At 68.6% G+C, this 19,867-nt stretch carries 14 protein-coding genes; 7 read left to right on the plus strand and 7 right to left on the minus strand.

All coding sequences use genetic code 11. The features are described 5' to 3' along the window. Positions 1–2 precede the first annotated feature (2 nt). Complete coding sequence (locus OV287_RS02025) at positions 3–761, minus strand: GNAT family N-acetyltransferase (RefSeq protein WP_267532262.1); 759 nt, start codon at positions 759–761, stop codon at positions 3–5. 99 nt (positions 762–860) lie between these two features. Here OV287_RS02025 and OV287_RS02030 point away from each other — a divergent pair, with 99 nt between their 5' ends. The 3 genes from OV287_RS02030 (at position 861) to OV287_RS02040 (ending at position 4,499) form a co-directional block, all read left to right on the plus strand. Next, positions 861–1,319, plus strand: coding sequence for a hypothetical protein (locus OV287_RS02030; protein ID WP_267532263.1), 459 nt, complete (start codon positions 861–863; stop codon positions 1,317–1,319). A gap of 125 nt (positions 1,320–1,444) precedes the next feature. Beyond that, positions 1,445–3,898 (plus strand): DNA topoisomerase (ATP-hydrolyzing) subunit B, encoded by a 2,454-nt coding sequence (gene gyrB / locus OV287_RS02035; protein ID WP_267532264.1) that lies wholly within the window; start codon positions 1,445–1,447, stop codon positions 3,896–3,898. A 202-nt stretch (positions 3,899–4,100) separates the two neighbouring features. Beyond that, the gene (locus OV287_RS02040; protein ID WP_267532265.1) at positions 4,101–4,499 is read left to right on the plus strand and encodes a hypothetical protein; all 399 of its coding nucleotides are present in this window, start codon (positions 4,101–4,103) and stop codon (positions 4,497–4,499) included. A gap of 375 nt (positions 4,500–4,874) precedes the next feature. On the opposite strand, the gene OV287_RS02045 is transcribed toward OV287_RS02040, so the two are convergent. Further along, entirely contained in the window at positions 4,875–7,595 is a 2,721-nt protein-coding gene (locus OV287_RS02045; RefSeq protein WP_267532266.1) for a protein kinase domain-containing protein, read from the minus strand. Positions 7,596–7,764: 169 nt separating this feature from the next. Between OV287_RS02045 and OV287_RS02050 the strand changes: the two genes are divergently transcribed. Both OV287_RS02050 and OV287_RS02055 read left to right on the plus strand, forming a co-directional pair. Next, positions 7,765–8,910: a hypothetical protein gene (locus OV287_RS02050; protein WP_267532267.1), complete on the plus strand. Its 1,146-nt coding sequence runs from the start codon at positions 7,765–7,767 to the stop codon at positions 8,908–8,910. After that, positions 8,907–10,010, plus strand: coding sequence for a metallophosphoesterase (locus OV287_RS02055; protein ID WP_267532268.1), 1,104 nt, complete (start codon positions 8,907–8,909; stop codon positions 10,008–10,010). Before OV287_RS02050 ends, OV287_RS02055 begins: the two co-directional genes overlap by 4 nt. Before the next feature lie 32 nt (positions 10,011–10,042). Here the strand turns inward: OV287_RS02055 and OV287_RS02060 are convergent, their stop codons facing one another. Next, positions 10,043–10,810 carry a hypothetical protein gene (locus OV287_RS02060; protein ID WP_267532269.1) on the minus strand — a complete coding sequence of 256 codons (768 nt, stop codon included), beginning with the start codon at positions 10,808–10,810 and terminating at the stop codon, positions 10,043–10,045. 254 nt (positions 10,811–11,064) lie between these two features. Here OV287_RS02060 and OV287_RS02065 point away from each other — a divergent pair, with 254 nt between their 5' ends. Further along, positions 11,065–11,589 (plus strand): hypothetical protein, encoded by a 525-nt coding sequence (locus OV287_RS02065; protein WP_267532270.1) that lies wholly within the window; start codon positions 11,065–11,067, stop codon positions 11,587–11,589. A 160-nt stretch (positions 11,590–11,749) separates the two neighbouring features. On the opposite strand, the gene OV287_RS02070 is transcribed toward OV287_RS02065, so the two are convergent. Both OV287_RS02070 and OV287_RS02075 read right to left on the minus strand, forming a co-directional pair. After that, positions 11,750–11,938 carry a hypothetical protein gene (locus tag OV287_RS02070; RefSeq protein WP_267532271.1) on the minus strand — a complete coding sequence of 63 codons (189 nt, stop codon included), beginning with the start codon at positions 11,936–11,938 and terminating at the stop codon, positions 11,750–11,752. 124 nt (positions 11,939–12,062) lie between these two features. Next, on the minus strand, positions 12,063–12,824 hold the full coding sequence (locus OV287_RS02075; protein ID WP_267532272.1) for a glutathione S-transferase family protein: 762 nt from the start codon (positions 12,822–12,824) through the stop codon (positions 12,063–12,065). A 253-nt stretch (positions 12,825–13,077) separates the two neighbouring features. Between OV287_RS02075 and OV287_RS02080 the strand changes: the two genes are divergently transcribed. Then, positions 13,078–15,474 carry a sensor histidine kinase gene (locus OV287_RS02080; protein WP_267532273.1) on the plus strand — a complete coding sequence of 799 codons (2,397 nt, stop codon included), beginning with the start codon at positions 13,078–13,080 and terminating at the stop codon, positions 15,472–15,474. Between the two features lie 123 nt (positions 15,475–15,597). Here the strand turns inward: OV287_RS02080 and OV287_RS02085 are convergent, their stop codons facing one another. Both OV287_RS02085 and OV287_RS02090 read right to left on the minus strand, forming a co-directional pair. Next, on the minus strand, positions 15,598–16,941 hold the full coding sequence (locus tag OV287_RS02085; RefSeq protein WP_267532274.1) for a beta-helix domain-containing protein: 1,344 nt from the start codon (positions 16,939–16,941) through the stop codon (positions 15,598–15,600). Between the two features lie 28 nt (positions 16,942–16,969). Continuing rightward, entirely contained in the window at positions 16,970–19,717 is a 2,748-nt protein-coding gene (locus OV287_RS02090; protein WP_267532275.1) for a TonB-dependent receptor, read from the minus strand. Positions 19,718–19,867 lie beyond the last annotated feature (150 nt).

Here is a 19,867-nt window from a genome sequence, read left to right on the forward strand (position 1 = left end):
CCTCAGCTAGCGCGGCGCACCCAGCTCGTCCACGCCCCCAGGTCTCGGTAGCCGAGCGATTGGTACAGGTCGTACCCCAGGAGCGAGGACTGTAGGACGGCGACACCGCAGCCGCGGGCGCGCGCGTCCGCGTGCAGGGCCTGCATGACGAGAGCACCCAGCCCCCGGCGGCGCGCCTCGGGGTGGGTGGCCACCAGGTAGATGCCGGCGGTGTCCCCCTGCTCGAATGAGACGCCGCCGGCGAGTGCACGGCCCCCCTGCCGCACCAGCACGGCGTGCAGCTGGGTGGAGAGCTGGGGGCGCCAGGTCTCGAAGTAGCCGACGTGCTCCTGGCCGTAGCAGAGCCCGTTGAGCTTCATCACGTCCTCCAGGCCCTCGGGGTGCTCGAGCGTGGTGCCTGGCGGGAGCTGCGGAGGCAGGTGCGACAGGGCAATGCTCATGGCGGGGCTGGAGCCCTCGGGCCGGTGTCCGGCGCGGGCCAGCACGGCCTCAGCGGTGGCATCTCCCGGATACACGTTCACGCGCCAGGCCTGCACTCCCAGCTCGCGGTACCATGCCTCCAGGGGCATGAGGGCCTCGGCGAGCGCGTGGGCCTCCGCGTACAGCACCTGCTGCTGGAAGAGGGGCGCCCCGGGGAGCGGCAGGGCGAAGGCGCACACCCCGGGCAGGTCCAACATCCGCAGCGGACCCCCATGGGCCTGGAGGGCCTTGTAGCCGCGGAGGTTGTCGCGCAGCCGCGCGGTGAGTTCAGCGTCCGTCATGGGCAGCAGGGTAGGCCGTCCCAGACGCTCGCGGGTGGACAGCCGGCGTACGGAAAATCCCCGGCCGGCCGCTCGGAAGGATAGGGTGCGGATGCTCGTATGGAGCCCCGCTTCTACGCTTTTGATCCCCGTCCCACGCGCCGAGCCCTCTTCGTGGGGGCGTGCGTGCTCGCCATTCTCAGCGCCTGGGCGCTGGCGGATGCGCGGGCCACGGGCAACGCTCCCCTGGCCGTGGCCCGGGCGGGCATCACCGGCGGGCTCATGTTCGCCTTCGTCTTCGCCTGGCACCGACTGCGGCCGCGTCCCGGTTGGGGCGTGACCTTGAGTGCCCGAGGCGTGGCGTTGGCCCGTCCCTTCTCCGGCAGCCAGCTTCAGCTCTCCTGGGGGCAGATCGACTCCGTGCGCCGCATCGGGGGCAAGGGAGACGTGCTCGGATTGTTCTTGGAAGAGGGGGGCCGGGTGCTGGTGACCCGTCATCTTTTCCCCTCGCGAACGGTCTTCAGCGAGCTGGCGGCCGCGCTGGAAGAAAGGAAGCCCGCCCCGCGTTTTGACGCGTAGCGTTGCGTGAGGCATTTCGTGAATCTTTTCGCTGCCTTGCGTGTTCTCAACAATCTTGTCCAGGGTGCCCCGAAGTGGTAGGCACACCTGTTCCCGCCAAGCGTCTTCCCAAGGATTTTTCGCGCATGGAAAACATCCCCGCCACCGGTGCCGACCAGGCGCCGACGCCGCCGGATTACGACACGAGTGCCATCACGAAGCTGGAGGGCCTGGAGGCCGTCCGGAAGCGCCCGGGCATGTACATCGGCGACACCATGACGTACGGGCTGCACAAGCTCGTCTACGAGGTGGTGGACAACTCCGTCGATGAGGCCCTCGCGGGCCACTGCACTGACATCGAGGTGATCATCCACGTGGATGGCTCGCTGTCCGTGCAGGACAACGGCCGAGGCATTCCCGTAGGTCCGCACCCGGACCCCAAGTTCAAGGGCAAGGACACCCTCGAGGTGGTGCTCACGGAGCTGCACGCCGGCAGCAAGTTCGGCAACGGTGCCTACAAGGTGTCCGGCGGCCTGCACGGCGTGGGCGTCACCTGCGTCAACTTCCTGTCCGAGTGGTTCAAGGTGCGCGTGCAGCGCAGCGGCAAGGTGTACGAGCAGTCGTACGCGCGCGGCGTGTCCAATGGCGCCCCGGCGGTCGTCGGCGAGACGGACAAGCGCGGCACGCAGATCTGGTTCAAGCCGGACACCACCGTCATGGAGACGGTGGACTTCAACTTCGACACGCTCAGCCAGCGCATGCGCGAGCTCGCGTTCCTGAATGCCGGCCTGCGCATCATCATCCGCGACATGCGCATCGGCAAGGAGCACGACTTCAAGTTCGACGGCGGCATCGTGTCCTTCGTCGAGTACATCAACAAGGCGAAGCAGGCGCTCAACGACAAGCCCATCCACTTCCGCACGGAGAAGGAGGGCGTGTCACTGGAGATCGCCCTTCAGTGGAATGATGGCTACGACGAGCGCATCTTCACCTTCGCCAACAACATCAACACGCACGAGGGCGGCAGCCACCTGTCCGGCTTCAAGGCGGCGCTCACGCGCACGCTCAACAGCTACGCCGAGAAGAGCGGGCAGTGGAAGGACCTGAAGGAGACGCCCACCGGCGAGGACGCGCGCGAGGGTCTGTCCGCCGTCATCTCCGTGAAGCTGTCCAACCCCCAGTTCGAGGGGCAGACGAAGACGAAGCTGGGCAACAGCGAGGTGAAGGGCCTGGTCGAGCAGATGGTGAACGACCAACTGGCCACCTTCCTCGAGGAGAACCCGACCGTCAGCAAGAAGATCGTCGCGAAGATTGGCGATGCCACGCGGGCGCGTATCGCGGCTCGCAAGGCGCGCGAGACGGTGCGGCGCAAGGGCGTGCTGGATGGAGGCTCGCTGCCGGGCAAGCTGGCCGACTGCCAGAGCCGCGACCCGAGCGAGAGCGAGCTCTACATCGTCGAGGGTGACTCCGCAGGTGGCTCGGCGAAGCAGGGCCGGGATCGGCGCAACCAGGCCATCCTCCCGCTGCGCGGCAAGATTCTGAACGTCGAGAAGGCGCGCTTCGAGAAGATGCTCACGAGCGCGGAAATCGTGACGTTGATTACCGCGCTGGGCACGGGGATTGGCCGCGAGGACTACAACCCGGAGAAGGCGCGCTACCACCGCATCATCCTGATGACGGACGCCGACGTGGACGGCAGCCACATCCGTACGCTGCTGCTCACGTTCTTCTACCGGCAGATGCCGGAGCTCATCCAGAACGGCTACCTCTACATCGCGCAGCCTCCGCTCTACAAAGTCACGCGCAACAAGAAGGACATGTACGTGAAGGACGAGCGCGGGCTGAACGACTACCTGCTGCGGATTGCCTCCGAGCACTCGCGGGTGGTGACGGCGGGCGGGGAGCTGGGTGGCTCGGAGCTGCGCGAGCTGCTGGAGAAGGTGATTACGTACGAGGAGCGCCTGGAGAAGCTGGCGGCGCGGCGGGATGCGCGGGTGGTGGACGCGCTGGTGCAGGGGGCTCGGGTGGAGGCGGGCACGCTGGCGGACGAGGTGACGCTGCGCGAGCAGGTGGAGAAGATGGTGGCCTACCTGAAGGCGCGCATGCCGGACACGCTGGGCCGCTTCGAGTACACCACCCCGTTGGATCCGGAGCACCACACGCACAAGCTGGTGGTGAAGACGGACATCAACGGTGGGATGCGCCAGACGGTGTTCGACCACGGCTTCCTGTCGTCGCCCGAGTACCAGGAGTTGGTGAGCCTGCGCGAGTCGTTCAACGCGATGGGCAAGGCTCCCTACCGGGTGAAGGTGGGCGATGGCGAGGTGGTGGCGTTGTCGGTGCAAGAGGTGCTGGCCGCGGTGCGCAAGGATGCGCAGAAGGGGCTGGGCCTGCAGCGCTACAAGGGTCTGGGCGAGATGAACCCGGAGCAGCTGTGGGATACCACGATGAATCCGGTCACCCGGACGCTGCTGCAGGTGCGCATCGAGGACGCGGTGGAGAGCGACGAGATCTTCTCGCTGCTCATGGGCGAGGCCGTCGAGCCGCGGCGCGAGTTCATCGAGCGCAACGCGCTGGACGTGCAGAACCTGGACATCTGAGCCACCAGAGCCTGCTCACCAGAGCCAAGGCGACCAGAGTCAGGCCTGCAACTCCTCACCCTGACGACTACCCCTCTCCCTCCGGGAGAGGGACGGGGTGAGGGTATCGGGTTCCCGTTTTAAGCCCCACGCTATTCCCGTTGCTCCGACCTGTCGGGTTTTGGTAGACGCCCGCTCCCCCCCAATGAGGAGCGAGCGAATCATGAAGATGCAACTGGTGGTGGTGGCACTGGTGTCCCTGGTGGCGGCGTGTGGTGGCTCGACGCAGCAGGAGCAGGCCCCCGCGAGCGTGGAGGAGGCCCTGGCGATCGGCGGCATCTCGTGCGGCGCCAACGTGTGCGGCGCGGGCACCTACTGCTGCAACGCGAGCTGTGGCACCTGCGCCCCCAAGGGCAACGCGTGTCTGGACGTGATGTGTGAGGTGAGCGCCCAGCCCGAGGCGCAGGTCGAGGCGAAGCAGGAGGCGCCCGCCGCCATCTCGATCGGCTCCGGTGGTCCTTGCGGCACCAACTACTGTGGCAAGGGTTACTTCTGCTGCAACCCGGGCTGCGGTGTGTGCGCCCCGACGGGTGGCGGCTGCCCTGATGTGATGTGCGACTGAGCAGGCAAGCAGCCGTCCTGCCGGTGATCGGGGTCGTGCCTGGAACTCCCGGGTGCGGCCCCGTGGCATTTCCAGGGCCCAAAAAGACCCGTGGGCCCGGTGCCGAAATCGGCTCCGCGCCCACGTGCCTTTCCCGTCCTTGTTGAGCTGGGTCGCGGAACTGCTACGACCCCCATGAGCCCTTACGGAAGGAACTTGTTGTAGCCCTGTGGCCCACCTGCGTGGGCCCCCTATGACAGACAGGGTACGCATCACCTCCGACATGCGAACGGAGGTGCCTGGTGCCCGGCTGGAGGGTACGAATGGGAGGGACGAAAAAGGCGCCCGGCGCCTGATTGTCCGCCCGCCTTGTTTAACCCAGGTGCTGTTTTGTGGTCAACGAGAAGCGCCACGGAGTGCGGCCGCGCGCTCCCGGCGAGACATCTCCGTGACATCCACGATGTCCACCTCGATCGCCCCCGCGTTGTCCTCCACCCGGGCGTCCGGGAAGGTGCACAGCAGGGTGTCCGCGCCCGTCATCTGGTAGCGCTTGCCCGCCTCCAGGAGGCGGTGGTTGCGTCGGCCCGTCTTCTGGGTGAGCTCCGCGCACAGCACCCTACGTGTACGGCCCGTGGTGCCAGAGCGCAGCTCCGCGAAGTCGTCGCGCACGGTGAGCAGGTAGGTGGCCTCCGGGTTGAGCCCGCGCAGGGCGAGTTGATGCTGGGGCTCGAGCACCAGCGCGTTCCGGGTGGGATCGAAGGTGAGCTGGCGCGGCGGCACCCACTTGGACTGGCGCAGGTTCACCCGAATCGCGCCGGCGTTGTCCGCCACGTTGTCGTCCAGCAGGAAGACGTGCAGCTTGCGCACGCCCTTGAAGGTGCGCGGCGAAGCGTTGAGCAGCCCGAAGGAGTCCTCCACGGACAGGTTCTCCCCCTCGGCGAACCAGACCAGTGTGCCGGTCGCACTCCCCCGTCCCTCGCCGAGCAGGGCGCTGCCCGTGGTGTTCACCGAGTAGCTGGCCCCCGAATTGAGGTCGATGGAAGCCGTGGCGTACTTCTCCACCGGGAAGGCGTTGTACTGGGGGCGGAGGACGAACACCCGCGTGGGGTAGTCCACCTCGTTGTACTTCTTGAGATCCACCGGTGCTGCCGCAGCGGCCGGGTCTGCCGGGGGGGCGGCCTTCGGGTCCGCTGCGACGGTCTGCTGCGTGTCGGCCTTGTCCGGGGCGGACGTGGGCTCGGTGGGGGAGGGCGGAACCTGCTGGGCGGACGGCTCCGGATCGATGCGCTCGAGATCCGCGTGGATGGGAGGCGAGGCCTCCTGGGTGACGGTGAAGCGCTTCGTCCAGGGCCGGTAGCCGGGCAGGGTGAGGACGAGGGTGTTGGCCTGATCCAGGGGAACGTTCGGCACGACGAGCGGCGTGGTGCCGGGCACCTCCTGGCCGTTGAGCTTCACCGTGGCGCCCTTCGGCGTGGAGGTGAGCCACTGGGAGCCTGCCGGGGCCCCCTCGCTCCTGCCGGAGAAGAAGTAGTGCAGGAGGCCTAGCACCAGGGCGAGTCCGAAGAGGGGCACGCTGATGAGCATCACCAGCCGCTGGCGCCGCTCGGCACGCTCCTGCTCCTCACGTGTCTGGGTCTCGCGCACGGAGCGCAGGGGGTCCGGCACCGGCTTGGCCACGGAGACGGCCGGCACCTCGACGGGGGTGTCGTGCGGCGCTTCGGGGGCGCCCCTCGCAGCGCTGGAGGGCGACACGGCCGTGGCGGTCTCCTCCTCGTCCAGTTGTGGCGGGGCCGCCATGGTCGAGGAGCCCTGCGCGCGTGTCACGCCCGCGCTGGAGGTCACCCGGCGCCCGGTGGCCGAGCTGACGGTGCGTGCGCTCCCGTTGCTGGGAGGCCGTTCGCCGTTGGTGGTGGGCCTCAGGCTGGGACGGCTGCCCGTGTTGCTCCCCGGCCGGCCACTGTCACTGCCGGGCCTCGACTGCACGGCGCGCACCCCGGCGCTGGAGCTGGTCCGGCCGCCGACCGAGCCCGGCGACTTCGCCTGGGCGCCCATCGGCTCGCTGACGGGCTGGGCCTGCCACGCGGCGAGCTGCTCCAGGAAGGCGGGCGTCACCTCCACCTTGCGGCCCTCGGCGGCAAGCTCCTCGGCGAAGAGGTGGCCCAGCAGCTGCGAGAGCATCGTGGGCGAGAAGCGCGGCCAGGCCGAGTAGAGCTGCTCGCGCAGCGCCTCGGAGAAGGACTGTGCGGTGGGGTAGCGCTCCTGCCGATCCATCGCCATCGCGGTGGACATCACCGCTTCCAGCTCCGGGGTGATGGCGGGGTTGTAGGACGAGGGTGGGGGGTAGTCCCCAGAGATGATGCGCGGCAGCACCACGGCCAGCTCGCCCTCATAGGGACGCCGGCCGCACAGCATCTCGTAGAGCACCACGCCCACGGCGAAGATGTCCGAGCGCGCGTCCAGGTCCTGCTCGCCCCGGGCCTGCTCGGTGGAGAAGTACGGGTACTTGCCCTTGAGCGTGCCGGGCGAGGTGCGTGACTCCACGACGCTCGTCGCCTTGGCGATGCCGAAGTCGATGACCTTGACCTGGCCCTCGTAGGAGATGAGCACGTTGTCCGGAGACACGTCGCGGTGGACGAGCCCCATCGGCCGGCCGTCATCTCCGATGTGCCGGTGCGCGTAGTCCAGCCCGTCACACATCTGCGTGGCGACGTACAGCGCCAGGGGCATGGGCAGGCCCGGCAGTCCGGCGCGTTGCGCGCGGCGCAGCAGCTTGCTCAGCGTCTGCCCGTGCACGAACTCCATGGCCAGGAAGTACTGGCCGTCGATCTCTCCGAAGTCGAAGACCTGGGCGATGTTGCCGTGGGTGAGCCCCGCGGCCACGCGCGCCTCGCTGATGAACATCTCCACGAAGTCGGACTCATCGGCGAAGTGCGGGAGGATCTGCTTGATGACCACTGGCTTGGTCACCCCCGCAGCGCCCTTCATCCGCGCGCGGTAGGTGATGGCCATCCCGCCCGCAGCGAGCTTCGAGACCAATTCGTACTTGCCAAACTCCCGAGCTTCGTTGGCGGCCACGATGCGCGTCGCGTTGTTGGAGGAGAGGGGAGGACGAAGCATACCCCGCTTCACCCAAAAGTCCCGAAGGGGGGCCCCCCCGGTGGCTTCCTTGCCTACCCTCACGGGCAGGCTGCGAATCCACCAGCCAACGTTTTATCCTGGAATCCAACCCGGTGGCAGCCCGGGTCCTGGGCGGAAGGGCCGGACCGCCTGTGCACAAGGGGATTCCATGATGGTACGAATGTTTGTGCTCGCCCTGGCGGTGCTGCCGGGCGCAGTCCAGGCGCAGACGTCCGAGGCGCAGGCGGTGGGAGCCCTGGACGTCCCCGTCCAGGCCGTCCCCACCCGGGTGGAGCCCGTTCCCCAGGCGATGGGAGACCCAACCCGGCCCCGCTTCGAGGTGCTGCCCGCGGCCGTCTCGGTGGTGCCCGGCCTGCTGCTGCACGGGATGGGGCCCCTCGTCGCGGGGGACACCCAGACGGCGACGCGGCACTTCCTCCTGGAGGGCTCGGGCCTCGGGCTGCTGGCCGCCGGCGGCGTGCCCATCGCGATGTCCGGGGCCTCGCGCCGCATCATCGGCCCGCTGTATGCGGTGACGCTGGCCGGGGTGGGCCTCTTGTCCATCTCCACGCTGGCCAACCTCTACGGAGCCTTGGCACCTGCCTTCCCTCCCGGCGAGGTGCCCCGACGCCTACCCCCGCTCGAGCTGGAGGTGGGCTACCAGCATGTGGCGGACCCGGCCTTCAGCTACCGGCACTTCGTTTCGGTGGGCGCGCTGGCGCGGCTGGAGCGCGTGCGCCTGGAGGCCGGGGCGAAGCTGTCGCCAGGTGAGGGCAACTTGCGCGTGCGCCTGGGCGGCGCGTACCGGCTGATGGGGGCTCCCGAGGGCGTTCGGGCGGGGGCGGATGGCACGGCGTTGGATCTGGAGGCCGCGGCCCTCGTCCACCGCTACTCCTCGGAGGACTTCTCCTTGGCCGGTGGCGAGCTCTTCCTGCGAGGTCGCTATGACATGGCGCGCTTCAGTCCGCGCATGGCCGGCTCCTTCGCGGAGATGGGCGTGGGCTTCGCGATGCAGAGCTACGTCTACGCGGGCCCGGTGGATGACATCCTCTTCGAGCAGCTCCTCTTCACCTTCGGGTACGGCGTGTACCTGGGCCGCGGCGGGCCCTTCCGGGGCGAGGCGCTCCTCTATTACGACCACCGCAAGGACGACTTCCCCGGTGGCATCAAGGGAGGCAGCGGTGTGCCAGGGTTCGTGGGTTTGCGCGGGCGCATGCTCCTGACCGAGCGATGGGGCCTGTCCGCGGATTTTCAGGCGGGCTCGGCCCTGGTGGGCCGGGTGTCGCTCGTCTACGCGTTGGGAGGTGAGCCATGAGGAGCATTCGCTGGGGAGCCGCCGTGCTCGCGCTGCTGGCTTCGGGCTGCAGCATGCGTCCATCCGAGGAGCGCGCGCTGAAGGACCTGCAGGTCGGACAGGTGGAGGCCGGCGGCGTGACCTTCACCGTGGAGGACGGGCTGGCGGTGGTGCGCCAGGTGGCACCGGGCACGCTGACGCTGTGGGGCTCGGCGCCGGCCTTCCACGTGCGCGCGGTGTCCTCGGCCGGGGCCCCCGAGGCGTGGACGGTGGTGGTGCGCAACGCCATGCCGGACGCGGAGCTGTCCGCCGTGGCGGCCGGCGAGCTACTCCTGGTGGAGGACGTGCCCGGGGTGGTGCCCACCGTGAAGACGTGGCGAGTGCAGGTGCCGGCAGGCGCGGAGGTCCGGCTGACGGTGGCGCCTCCGGAGTGGGACCAGCCGAAGCCCTTCCGCTTCGCGGCGCTGGCGGACGTGCAGGAGGCCCTGCCCCGGGTGGGCGACATCTACCGGCGTATCAACGCGGACCCCACGCTGCGCTTCATCTATTTCTCAGGAGACCTGACGCAGCGGGGCTCCGTGGCCGAGCTGGAGGAGTTCCAGTCGCGCCTGTTGGAGTCGCGCATCCCCCTGTTCGCCACGCTGGGCAACCACGAGCTCATCACCCCGGACCCGCGCTACCACGAGTACTTTGGCCGGGGGAACCTGCACTTCACCTTCCACGGCGCGCACTTCACGATGATCGACTCGGGCAACGGCTCGTTGGACCCGAGGGCCGAGGAGATGCTGGACGGGTGGCTGGCGGCGGGGCGCGATGCGGTGCACATCCTCGGCACGCACATCCCCATTGTGGACCCCATTGGCGTGCGCAACGGCGCCTTCGCGAGCCGCAACGAGGCCGCCGCACTGCTGGCGAAGCTGGCCAATGGCAAGTTGGACCTCACGCTCTACGGCCACGTGCACTCGTACTACTCATTCTCCAACGCGGGCATTCCGTCCTTCATCTCGGGCGGCGGCGGCGCCATCCCCGAGCAGTTCGACGGCGTGGGGCGGCACTTCCTCGCGGTGGAGGTGGACCCCTCCCAGGGCGTGCGCACCGTGTCGCTGGTGCGCGTGGACTGAGACGCCCGGGTCGAGCGGGGCCGTGCGCGGCTTCACTTCCCGGCGGGAGGCACCGGCGCCTGCTGTCCCTCGGTGGGCGGGGATGGCGGCGTCGCCAGGGTGCTGGCGAACGTGGGGTCTCCCGCCGCGGCCAGGGTCTTGCGTAGCGCCAACACGGCGTCGTCCACCACGCCTTGTCCGACGATGTTGCTGAGCGAGAGCCCCAGACAGATGCTCTTGGCCACCGCGTCCATGTTCTTGTTCCGGAGCGCCGCGAGCTCGTTGGCGAAGCCCTGCTTCTCCTGATCCGTCACGTTCTGCATCATCGTGAAGGCGAGCTGCGGCAGGGACTCCTCGAGCTGCTCGAAGGGGATGGACTGCATGGTCCTGGCCATATTCTCGGCCCGGACCCTGGCGCGAGCCCGGTCCACGGCCCGGTCCGTCGCGGCGAGCATGACCTGCAACAGCGCGCTCGGGCCGATGGCGATGTCCTCCTTCCCCACGCGCATGGTGAAGGCCGAGGAACGCAGGACCCCCATGGCGCCAAACCCGGCGAGCAGCGTGTAACCGACCCGCTCCGACGCTGAACCCTCCCCGTGGGGCGTGGTGCCCATGTCCATCGTCTTGAGCGCGAGCAGGGCCACGGCCGAGGCGAGGATGTTGAGCAGGGTGTAGGTGATCGCGTGGCGGTTGGTGATGGCCTCGTAGGGGTCGTCCTTGTAGCGGGAGACGAGCTCTCCAATCCCGATGAACGCACCAATGAACACCACGGCGACGTACTGCGCCGTGTCCGCGAGAAACTCCAGTGTCTCTGGCTGCATGTGGACCCCCCAAGGGCTGAGCCGCCCCGGCCTCCCCCAAGTCTACCTCTCCCCGCCAGCCCGGATGAGACCGCGGATGTAGGGTCCCTCGCCCACATGTCGGGAGTCATCCGGGCCTCGCGTCGCTGGAATGACGGGGCGTGAACACGGCGCGGGGCCGATAAATCGGCCTCGCAGCAGACCCCCTTGAAATGGCACTGAACATCTGTGCACATGAGGGCCCCACGCAGCACGCTGGAGGGGAGTCCCTGCCCATGTTCGACGCGACGGAAAATGATCCCATCTCGCCCGCGATGCGGGCGCTGCTCGAGGTGTTCTCCACGGAGCTGTCCGAGGTGAAGTTCCCGGACGTGGACGCGGAGGTGTTGGAGGAGGCGGCGGGCCGGGTGAGGGCGCAGGCCGAGGCGGTGGCGAAGGCGCAGGCGGCGCTGGAGGCGGCACGTCAGGTACTGGCCGAGGGCCAGGAGGCGCTGGTGCAGAAGGGCCAGCGGGCGCTGGCGTACGCGCGGGTGTTCGCCGAGGAGGACGCGGAGCTGAGCACGAAGCTGGAGGCCATCAGCCTGCCGAGGGCCGGGCGCAAGCTGGCGCGTGCGGATGGTGGCGTGGCCACTGAGGCTCCCGCGCAGAATGACGAGTCGGCGCCGAAGCGTCGGGGTCGTCCGCCGAAGTCGCGTCCGAGCGCCCCGCTGTTCGCCGATGGGAGCCAGCCCGAGGCCGTCACCGCCGCCGCCCTCGAGTCGGACGAGGCGCCCGTGGTCGCCCGCCCCGTGGCGGCCTGAGTCCGAGCGGCGGAGAGGGACTCCACCCCGGCCCCTCCCAGGGAGGCCGGGGCTCCTTCTCTCTCCCGGGTCATCTCCACCCGGGTTCGTCGCTCACGGGTAGCACGTGAGGAGTCTCGAATTTCACGTGGAGTGAGGGCGGCTTCCATCCGTTAGACGCTCAGGCCGGCTCACGGTCGCGGAAGGTCACCGACACCGTTCGTGGCGCCTCCTCGTCCCGGTAGGTGAACTCGACGATCAGCTCGGTGGGGCGCGACGGGTTCGACCAGTTCCCACACCAGGCCTGAAAATGGGTGGACTCGTCGAAGCTCCAGAGATCGTGACCAAGCTCCCGCAGCTCCATTGCCATCCTGTGCCCCTCCGCGTCGGGAGCAGGCGCCGATCGGAGTCGTTCGGTCAGCACTTGCTCGAGCTCGCGGCAGAGCCGGGTGCGATCGTCCGTCCGGACGAACTGTTCGTAGGCGAAGCGCGGGTCAAGCACGCGCAGTCCCTGGCGCGGAACGACGCTCGGCGTAGAGCTTGTCCCGCCACGCGAGGAGGTCTCCGAACTCCTCCGCCAGGGCCGGCTCGGTGAAGGCCGCGCGCATTCCGGGGCCGAGAGGGAGGACAGGGTGCTCCACCGGCCGCACCATGGTCAGCGCGACGGCGATGGCGATGTCGGCGAAGGTGAAGTCGGAGAGCAGCGTGTCGCGCCCACGGAGATCTGCCTGGAGCCGTTCGAGGCCCCGCCGGATTGCCGCCCGAGCTTCGTTCGGATTGTGCGAGTCCAGGCGGTACTTCCGAGCGATGTACGCCGTTCCCATCCCGGCGAGCGGCAGCAGCACCGAGCGGAGCGGTGCGGGCATGAACGAGGGCAGGCTCTCACGCTGCGCGGCCTCGTTCTGCGCCATCCGGGGCATGCTCAGCGCTCGCGATGCTTCCATCAGCCCGGTGGCGAGCTCCACGTAGCGGGCGATCTCCGCGCTGGCGCTCGCGGGGAATAGTGGCGCTCCCGTGCCCACGCTGTCCGCATACTGGGCGATCTCCACGGAGTCTCGGATGACGCGTCCGTCGTGGAAGAGCACGGGCACCGAGAGGGGGCCGCGGAACACCCGGGTGCGCAGCCGGAGCAGCGGCTCGCCCAGGAGGGGGACATACGCTTCCTCCCGGTAGTTGATGCGGTGGTGGTCGAGCGCGAAGCGGGCCCGCTCCGACCAGGGCGAGAACCAGGCGGCGACGAAGATGGGGCGGCTCATGCTCCGCGAGGATAGCCGCACGGGCCGTTCTGCGGGTCCCGTACAGGGTGTCAGACTCTTCGTCAGACACTTCGTCAGAGGGTGTCAGACACTTCGTCTGGGAGTCTGGAGCGCTCCTTGGGACGCCTGGGCTCCGGGAGCGCGCCCGAGGGAGGTGACTCCGTGTTCTGGCGGTTGAGGAGGCCCAGGGCATTCGGGCCGGGTCGGTGGCTGTTACCGCTGGGGGTGGCTGGATGGACAGAGGAACACGGGAATGAATGGGGCCCTGATGGAGCCGGCCCCACGGTTCGATCTGGAGTCGCTCCAGCTGGAGGTGCTGTGGAACGCGCCCATTGGCATTGCCCTGGTGGACCGGGAGCTCCAGGTGGTGCGTTTCAATCGGGCCCTGGCCGAGCTTCACTGCCTACGCGCCCGCATCTGGTCGGGCATTCCCCTGGCCGATGTACTTCCTCCGGGAGAAGCCACCCAAGACGTCCTTTGGCGTTCCCAGCAGGTCCTCGCGACGGGCCAGCCCTTCACCTGGCACGAGCTGGAATGGGGCCGGGTGAGCTGCCATCCCCTACACGACGGCGCGGAGGTGGTGGGACTCTGCCTGTATCTGGAGGAGCTCTTCGAGCCGGGGCTTGCACGCGAGGCTGTTCGCGAGAGCGAGGCGCGGCTGGGGGGCATCATGGCCGCGCTGAGCGAGGGCATCGTCGTCCAAGACCCGTCGGGGGCCATCGAGTTCTCCAACGCAGCGGCTTCCCGGCTGCTTGGCCTCACTCAGGACCAGTTGCAGGGCCGCACGAGCGCGGATCCCCGCTGGCGTGCGGTGAAGGAAGACGGCAGCCCCTATCCCGGAGAGGAGCACCCGGCCATGCTCGCCCTGCGCACGGGTGTTTCCCAGCTCGACAAGGTGATGGGCGTGGTGCGCCCGGATGGCACGCGGGTCTGGTTGTCCATCAACGCCCTACTGCTCTCTGTCCCCGATGGTGACGGTCCCCTGGGCGTGGTGTCGTCCTTCTTCGACATCACCCAGCGCAAGGAGGCCGAGGAGGCTCTCCGCATCGGTGAGGAGCGGCTGCGGTTGTCCCTCGCCTCGGCCGCCATCGGTACCTGGGACTACAATCCGGCTACTCACCAATTCCTATGTGATGACCGCACCGAGGAGCTCTTCGGCGTCCCGCCGGGCCAGGTGATGGACTGCGAGCTGTTCTTCTCCGTCATTCACCCCGAGGACCGCGAGCGCACGCGGCAGGTCATCGAGCGGACCTTGAGCCCAGAGAGCGGTGGATGCTTTGGCATCGAGTACCGTGTCATCGGCGTCCGGGGTGGTGTCGAGCGATGGCTGTTCTCCCAGGGGCGCGCCTGGTTCGATGACCAGGGCCAGCTCGTTCGCTTCAATGGCACGGTGCTGGACATCACCCATCGCAAGCGGGCCGAGGCCAGTGCCCGCTTCCTCTCGGAGGCCAGCCGCCTGCTCGCGGATCGCCTGGACCGGGCAGAGGACATCCTCCAGCAGGTGGCCCGGCTCTCCGCTTCCTCCATCTGCAGCTACTGCATCATCGGCGTGACGCAGCCGGATGGGGCGCTGCCGCGCGTGGCCGGGGCGCACCGGGAGCCGTCCCGCGAGCCACTCGTTCAGGCGGTCCTGCGCTTCATGCCCAAGCTGCCGGGGACGAGCCCATTGCTAGAAGGGATCCACACCGGCAAGTCGGCGCTCTTCCGGGACTTCAACCAGGCCACCCGCCAGCGTTTCGCTGTCAGCCCCGAGCACCTGGAGCTGATGAACACTCTGGATGCTCACTCCGTGATGACCGTTCCGATGAGGGCGGGCGGGAAGGTGCACGGGATCATGATCCTGGCGGCGGCCGGCTCGCAGCGGCGGTTCGACGAGGAGGACCTGGCGCTCGCGGAGGAGCTGGCCCACCGGGTGGGCATGTCGCTGGAGAACCTCCGGCTCTACGAGGAGGCGCGGCAGGCCGTGGGTCTACGGGACGAGTTCCTCTCCGTCGCGAGCCACGAGCTGAAGACGCCGCTCACCTCGCTCAAGCTTCAACACACCCTCATCGACAAGTACCTGACGCCGGAATGCAGGGAGTCCGTCGGCGCGAGGCTCCCCAAAGCGGTGCGGCAGGTGGATCGGCTCTCTTCGCTCGTGGACAGCCTGCTGGACGTGAGCCGCATCGGCGCGGGTCGGCTGGGGCTGGAGCCCGTCGAGATGGAGTTTACCCACCTGCTGCGCGAGGTGATGGAGCGGCTCTCGGAGGTGTTCGCCCAGGCCGGGTGCGAGGTGGACTTCCCCGTCACGCCGCTGGTGCGTGGGTATTGGGATCCACTGCGGTTGGACCAGGTGTTCGTCAACCTGCTCTCCAACGCGGCCAAGTATGGGGCGGGCAAGCCCATCCGCGTGTGTGTGGCGGTGGAGGGCGAGTGGGTGCGGCTGACGATCCAGGACGAGGGCATCGGCATCTCCCCCGAGGACGTGCCGCGCCTGTTCTCCCGATTCGGACGTGCAGTGTCGGAGCGGCACTACGGCGGCCTGGGGCTGGGACTCTTCATCTCCAAGCAAATCGTCGAGGCCATGGAAGGCCGCATCCGCGTGGAGAGCGAGCCCGCGCGGGGCGCGACCTTCATCGTGGAGCTGCCGTTGTGCACGATGCGGAGGTGAAAAGACACCGCCCGGAGGCGCGGCTTCTGCCGGAGCCCCCTCCGTCAGAAGAACGAACCTCCGGGCGATGGGGCCGCACCCGGGAGGCAGCTCCGGGCGCGGCATTCCTCGTATTGCGTGTGACTACTCCTTGGGGAACGCGGTCCAGCCGGCCGTCCAGTCCTCGGTGCCCACGGCGCCGACGAACTTCGCGGTGGTGTCGAAGAAGCCATCGTTGGTGGGCGAGCCCGCCTTGGCGGCATCCAGCGCCGACGAACCGGCCTTCGGCGCGAAGTTGGGCGCGTCCAGATTGAGGGCCGCGGTCAGCATCGGGTCGGCGATGCGGTTGCCCGTGGCGGACTCCAGCAACTTGGAGCCCTCGTCGAAAGCGCCGTCGTTGTCGGTGCCATCCGCGCCGAGCGTGTTGCCGTCGGCCACGTTCTTGTTGTCCCAGAAGATGCTGTTCTTGATGAACAGCTCACCGTTGTCGTAGCGGGTGACGGTCGAGGTCTTGTCGATGTCCACCGCCAGGTCGGCGAAGTGGGCGATGATGACGTTGTTGAGCTTCCCGCCGGTGCCGTTCTTCAGGTGCATGCCGCCCTGGAGCTTGCCGGCCTTGGTGGGGTCCGCGTTGGAGCCGATCAGCGTGACGTTCCACACCTCGGGCTGGGAGAGGGGGACGGCGGTGGCCGCCTGCTGCGCGTTGTTGTCGCTCTCGAAGGCCATGTTGCCCACGTCCGCGTTCTGCTGGACGATGAGGAACTGCACCTTGCCGCGGTAGCCCGTGTCCCAGTCCAGGCCGTCGTCGTCCGGCTGGGTGATGAGGATGTGCTTGAGGTTGGCGGTGCCGCCGAACATCTCCACGCCGTCATCCGCGCCCTTGTGCACCTGCACGTAGTCCACCTGCGTGCCCGTGCCGCAGCCGCCCAGCGTCAGGCCGTTGAGCTCGTTGTTGTCCGTCAGCTTGAAACCGGCGAACTCGATGCGGGCGTACTTGAGGGTGCCGCAGTTGTGCGCCTCGTCGTTGCCACCGTAGACGATGCCCGGCTGGGTCGCGGGGAAGCCCTCGATCTGCGCGTTGCCACTGGACACGTTGATGGGGGCCTTGCCCAGCATCACCACGCCACCCCAGGCGCCCGGCAGGCGCTTGCCCGCGTCCGTGGGGGCGGTGAAGACGATGGGCTTCTCCTTGGTGCCCACCGCGTTGAGCTTGCCGCCGGTGGTGACCACCAGCGAGCTGCGGCCCGTGCCCTCGATGCGGGTGCCCGCCTCGATGGTCAGCGTCCCGCTCTCCACGAAGATGTGGTCCTTGAGCACGTAGACGTTGTTGGCCGTCCACGTGGTGTCGGCGGAGATCTTCGCCGACACCTCGATGCGCTCGCCCGTCGGAGTCGGATCGGGATCCGGGTTCCCATCGTCCGGGTCGCACGCGGTGAGGTTGCAGGCCGCCAGGCCGCTGAGGAGGGCCATCTTCAGGGACATCTTCATTGCGTGACTTCCTTTCAGAGGGAAGGGACTACAGGTTCCAGCCGAGCGACGCGGAGAACGCGACGCCCGGGCGGTACTTCAAGACTTGAAGGTCACCCTGCTGCAGGACGATGAACTGGTTGAGCAGGTTGGTGGCGGTGAGCTTGAGCTGCGCGTTCTTTCCGAGCTGCTGGCTGAGCGCGAGGTCCACGCGGTGGAAGGGCCGCTCGAGCACGTCGGGGAGGCCCTGGGTGCCCACCTCGGCGATGCGCTCGCCGTACACGTTGTAGAGCAGCGTCAGCTCGGTGCCGGACTGCTGGCGGGCCCACGTGAGGTTGAGATTGAGCACGTACGGCGAGGTGCCCTGCAGGGGGCGCTGCTGGTTGGTCTGCAGGGGCGCGGAGGTGCCCAGGTCCACCTCGGAGCGGGTGAGGGTGAGGTTGGCGCCCGCGCGCAGCGACTCGAGCACCGGCGTCAGCCGCCCCAGGCCCACGCGCGACTCCAGCTCCAGGCCGTAGCTGGTGGCGGCCGGCGCGTTGTCGAAGCTCAGGTCGAGCTGGGCGGGGGTGACGATGATCTGCTCGATGGGGTTCTGGAAGCGCTTGTAGAAGGCGCTGGCCGCGAGCACCTCGTTGTCGCCGAGGAACCACTCGGCGCGGGCATCCACGTTGTGGATGCGCGTCTCGACGAGCTCCGGGTTGCCGGTGACGGCGCGGCCGCGGACGAAGTCGAAGTAGAGGATGGGGGCCAGCTCGCGGAAGGTGGGCCGGGCCAGCGTGTAGCTGTAGCCGGTGCGCAGGTTCACCTGGGGGCCGAGCGCGTAGATGAGGTTGAGGGCCGGCAGCACGTCCCCGTAGCTCTGCCGGGTGTTCTTGGCCTGCGAGGCGACGATGGAGTAGTCGGTGCCGGTGGTGAGGTTCTGGAAGCTGGCCTCGTAGCGGACGCCGGCCACCAAGCGCAGCGGCTCCCAGAGGCTCACGTCGGCGTTGACGTAGCCGGCGAACAGGCCGAGCTGGGCGTCATAGCCATCCTCGGGCAGGGTGGACTCCTGCATCTCGATGCCGTTGCCGATGTTGTCCGCGGAGAAGATGCGGTCCGGGTCCTGGCTGAGCACTGGCAGGTTGCCGCCCGCGTAGATGTAGCGGAAGCGGCGCATGCCGAAGGTGCGCACCGAGCCCTGAGCCAGGCCGCCCGCACGCACGCGCACGCCGGACAGGGGGACGGTGGCGTTGAGGCTGCCGCCGAAGGAGGACTCGTTCAGCGTGCTGTACCAGCGCTCGCCACCCGGGTCGGACTTGAAGCGCATCTCGCCGGACTCGGTCTGGCGGTAGGAGATGCTGTGGGTGTCGGGCTCGTCGCGCTGGACGTTGGAGAAGTTGGCCTGCCAGTCCAGCTCCATGTCCCCCAGCACGTTGAGCCGGTGGAAGCCGCGCAGCTGGTTGAAGGTGAGCATGCGGCTGACGAACTCGGCGGTGCTGCGGCTGTTGGGCTCGCCGTTGGGCTCCTCGCCCCGGATGGCGCGGGCGCGGCTCTCGCCGGTGCGGGTGAAGAGCGAGAAGAAGGACAGGTCCAGGTTGCGCTCGGGCTGGTAGCCCACGCTCAACAGGCCGCTGAGGTTGGCGCTCTCGGTGCCCTCCACGCTGCGGCCCACCTGGTCCACGATGACGCCGGTGCCGTCGGCATCGCCCTCGGGGCGGATGATGTCGCTGATGCGCACGCCCTCGCGGTGACTGTAGTTGACGCTGGCCAGGTAGCCCAGGCGCTGGTTCTGGATGCGCAGGGTGTCACCCATGGACGCGCCCAGTGTCATGTTGGGCAGGGCCCGGGCCGTGCTCAGCGCCCAGGTGTTGGGGAAGTCCCGGGTGATGCGGTTGACGTCCGCGCTGGTCAGGCCACCCCGGCCGGCGAGCAGCGGGCCATTGCGCGGCACCGAGGCGGGCAGCTGGCGCGTGCCATCGTCGAAGCCCAGCCAGCCGAGCGTGCCACCGTTATAGGAGGTGCGATCGCGGAAGGTGCTCTGCGTGTCACCCGAGAAGCTGATGCGCGGCTTGAGCTCGAACTGGGACGGGTAGTTGTTGGTCTCGATCTGCAGCACGCCGCCGGCGAAGGTGCCGGGCAGGTCCGCGGTGTAGCTCTTGAGGATGTTGAGGTTGGCCAGCAGCGTCGTCGGGAAGATGTCGAGCGGAACGGCCTGCTCGTCCGGCTCGGGGCTGGGGAGGATGGCGCCGTTGAGCAGGGTGGTGGAGTAGCGGCCGCCCAGGCCGCGCAGCAGCACGTAGCGGCCGCCCACCACGGTGGCGCTCACCACGCGCTTGACGGCGTCCGAGGCGCTCGAGTCTGGCGTGCGGGCGATCTCCTGGGAGCTGATGGCGTCGGACACTGCGGCGGCCTTCTTGCGCTCCTGGAGGATGGCGCCCTCAGCACGGCGGTCCGCGCGGGCCTCGACGACGACTTCCTGCACGGCGCCCGCGTCGGCGCTCAGCTGCACATCCAACTTCGTGGCCTTGCCCTGCTCCACGACGAGGCCGGTGATGCGGCGGCCCTCGTAGACGTCATAGAAGACGCGCAGGTCGTACTTCCCGGGCGGCAGGGCCAGCTGGTAGTTGCCGTCGACGTCGGTCAGCACGCTCTTCTGCCCGCCGGTGACGGCCTTCACCGTGGCCTCGATGAGCGTCTCCTTCGTCTGGGCGTCCGTTACTTGTCCATAGATGCCGGTGAAGCCCGGGGGCGGCGTGGCCGACTCAGCCATCAGCTCGTCCTCGGCCACATCATCCGTGGCAACTTCCTCAGTGGCCACGTCAGCAGTGGTCTCCTGTGCCCCCACTCCTCCCTCTCCCTCTGGGAGAGGGTCGGGGTGAGGGTTTGGGGTTGAGTCCGCCTCAACCTGAGGCGCGGGATCCTCGGAGGCAGGCGCCTGGGCCATCACAGGCGCGGCCAACAGTGCGAG

Source organism: Archangium lansingense (genome assembly GCF_026626635.1).
GTDB classification, from domain to species: Bacteria; Myxococcota; Myxococcia; order Myxococcales; family Myxococcaceae; genus Archangium; species Archangium lansingense.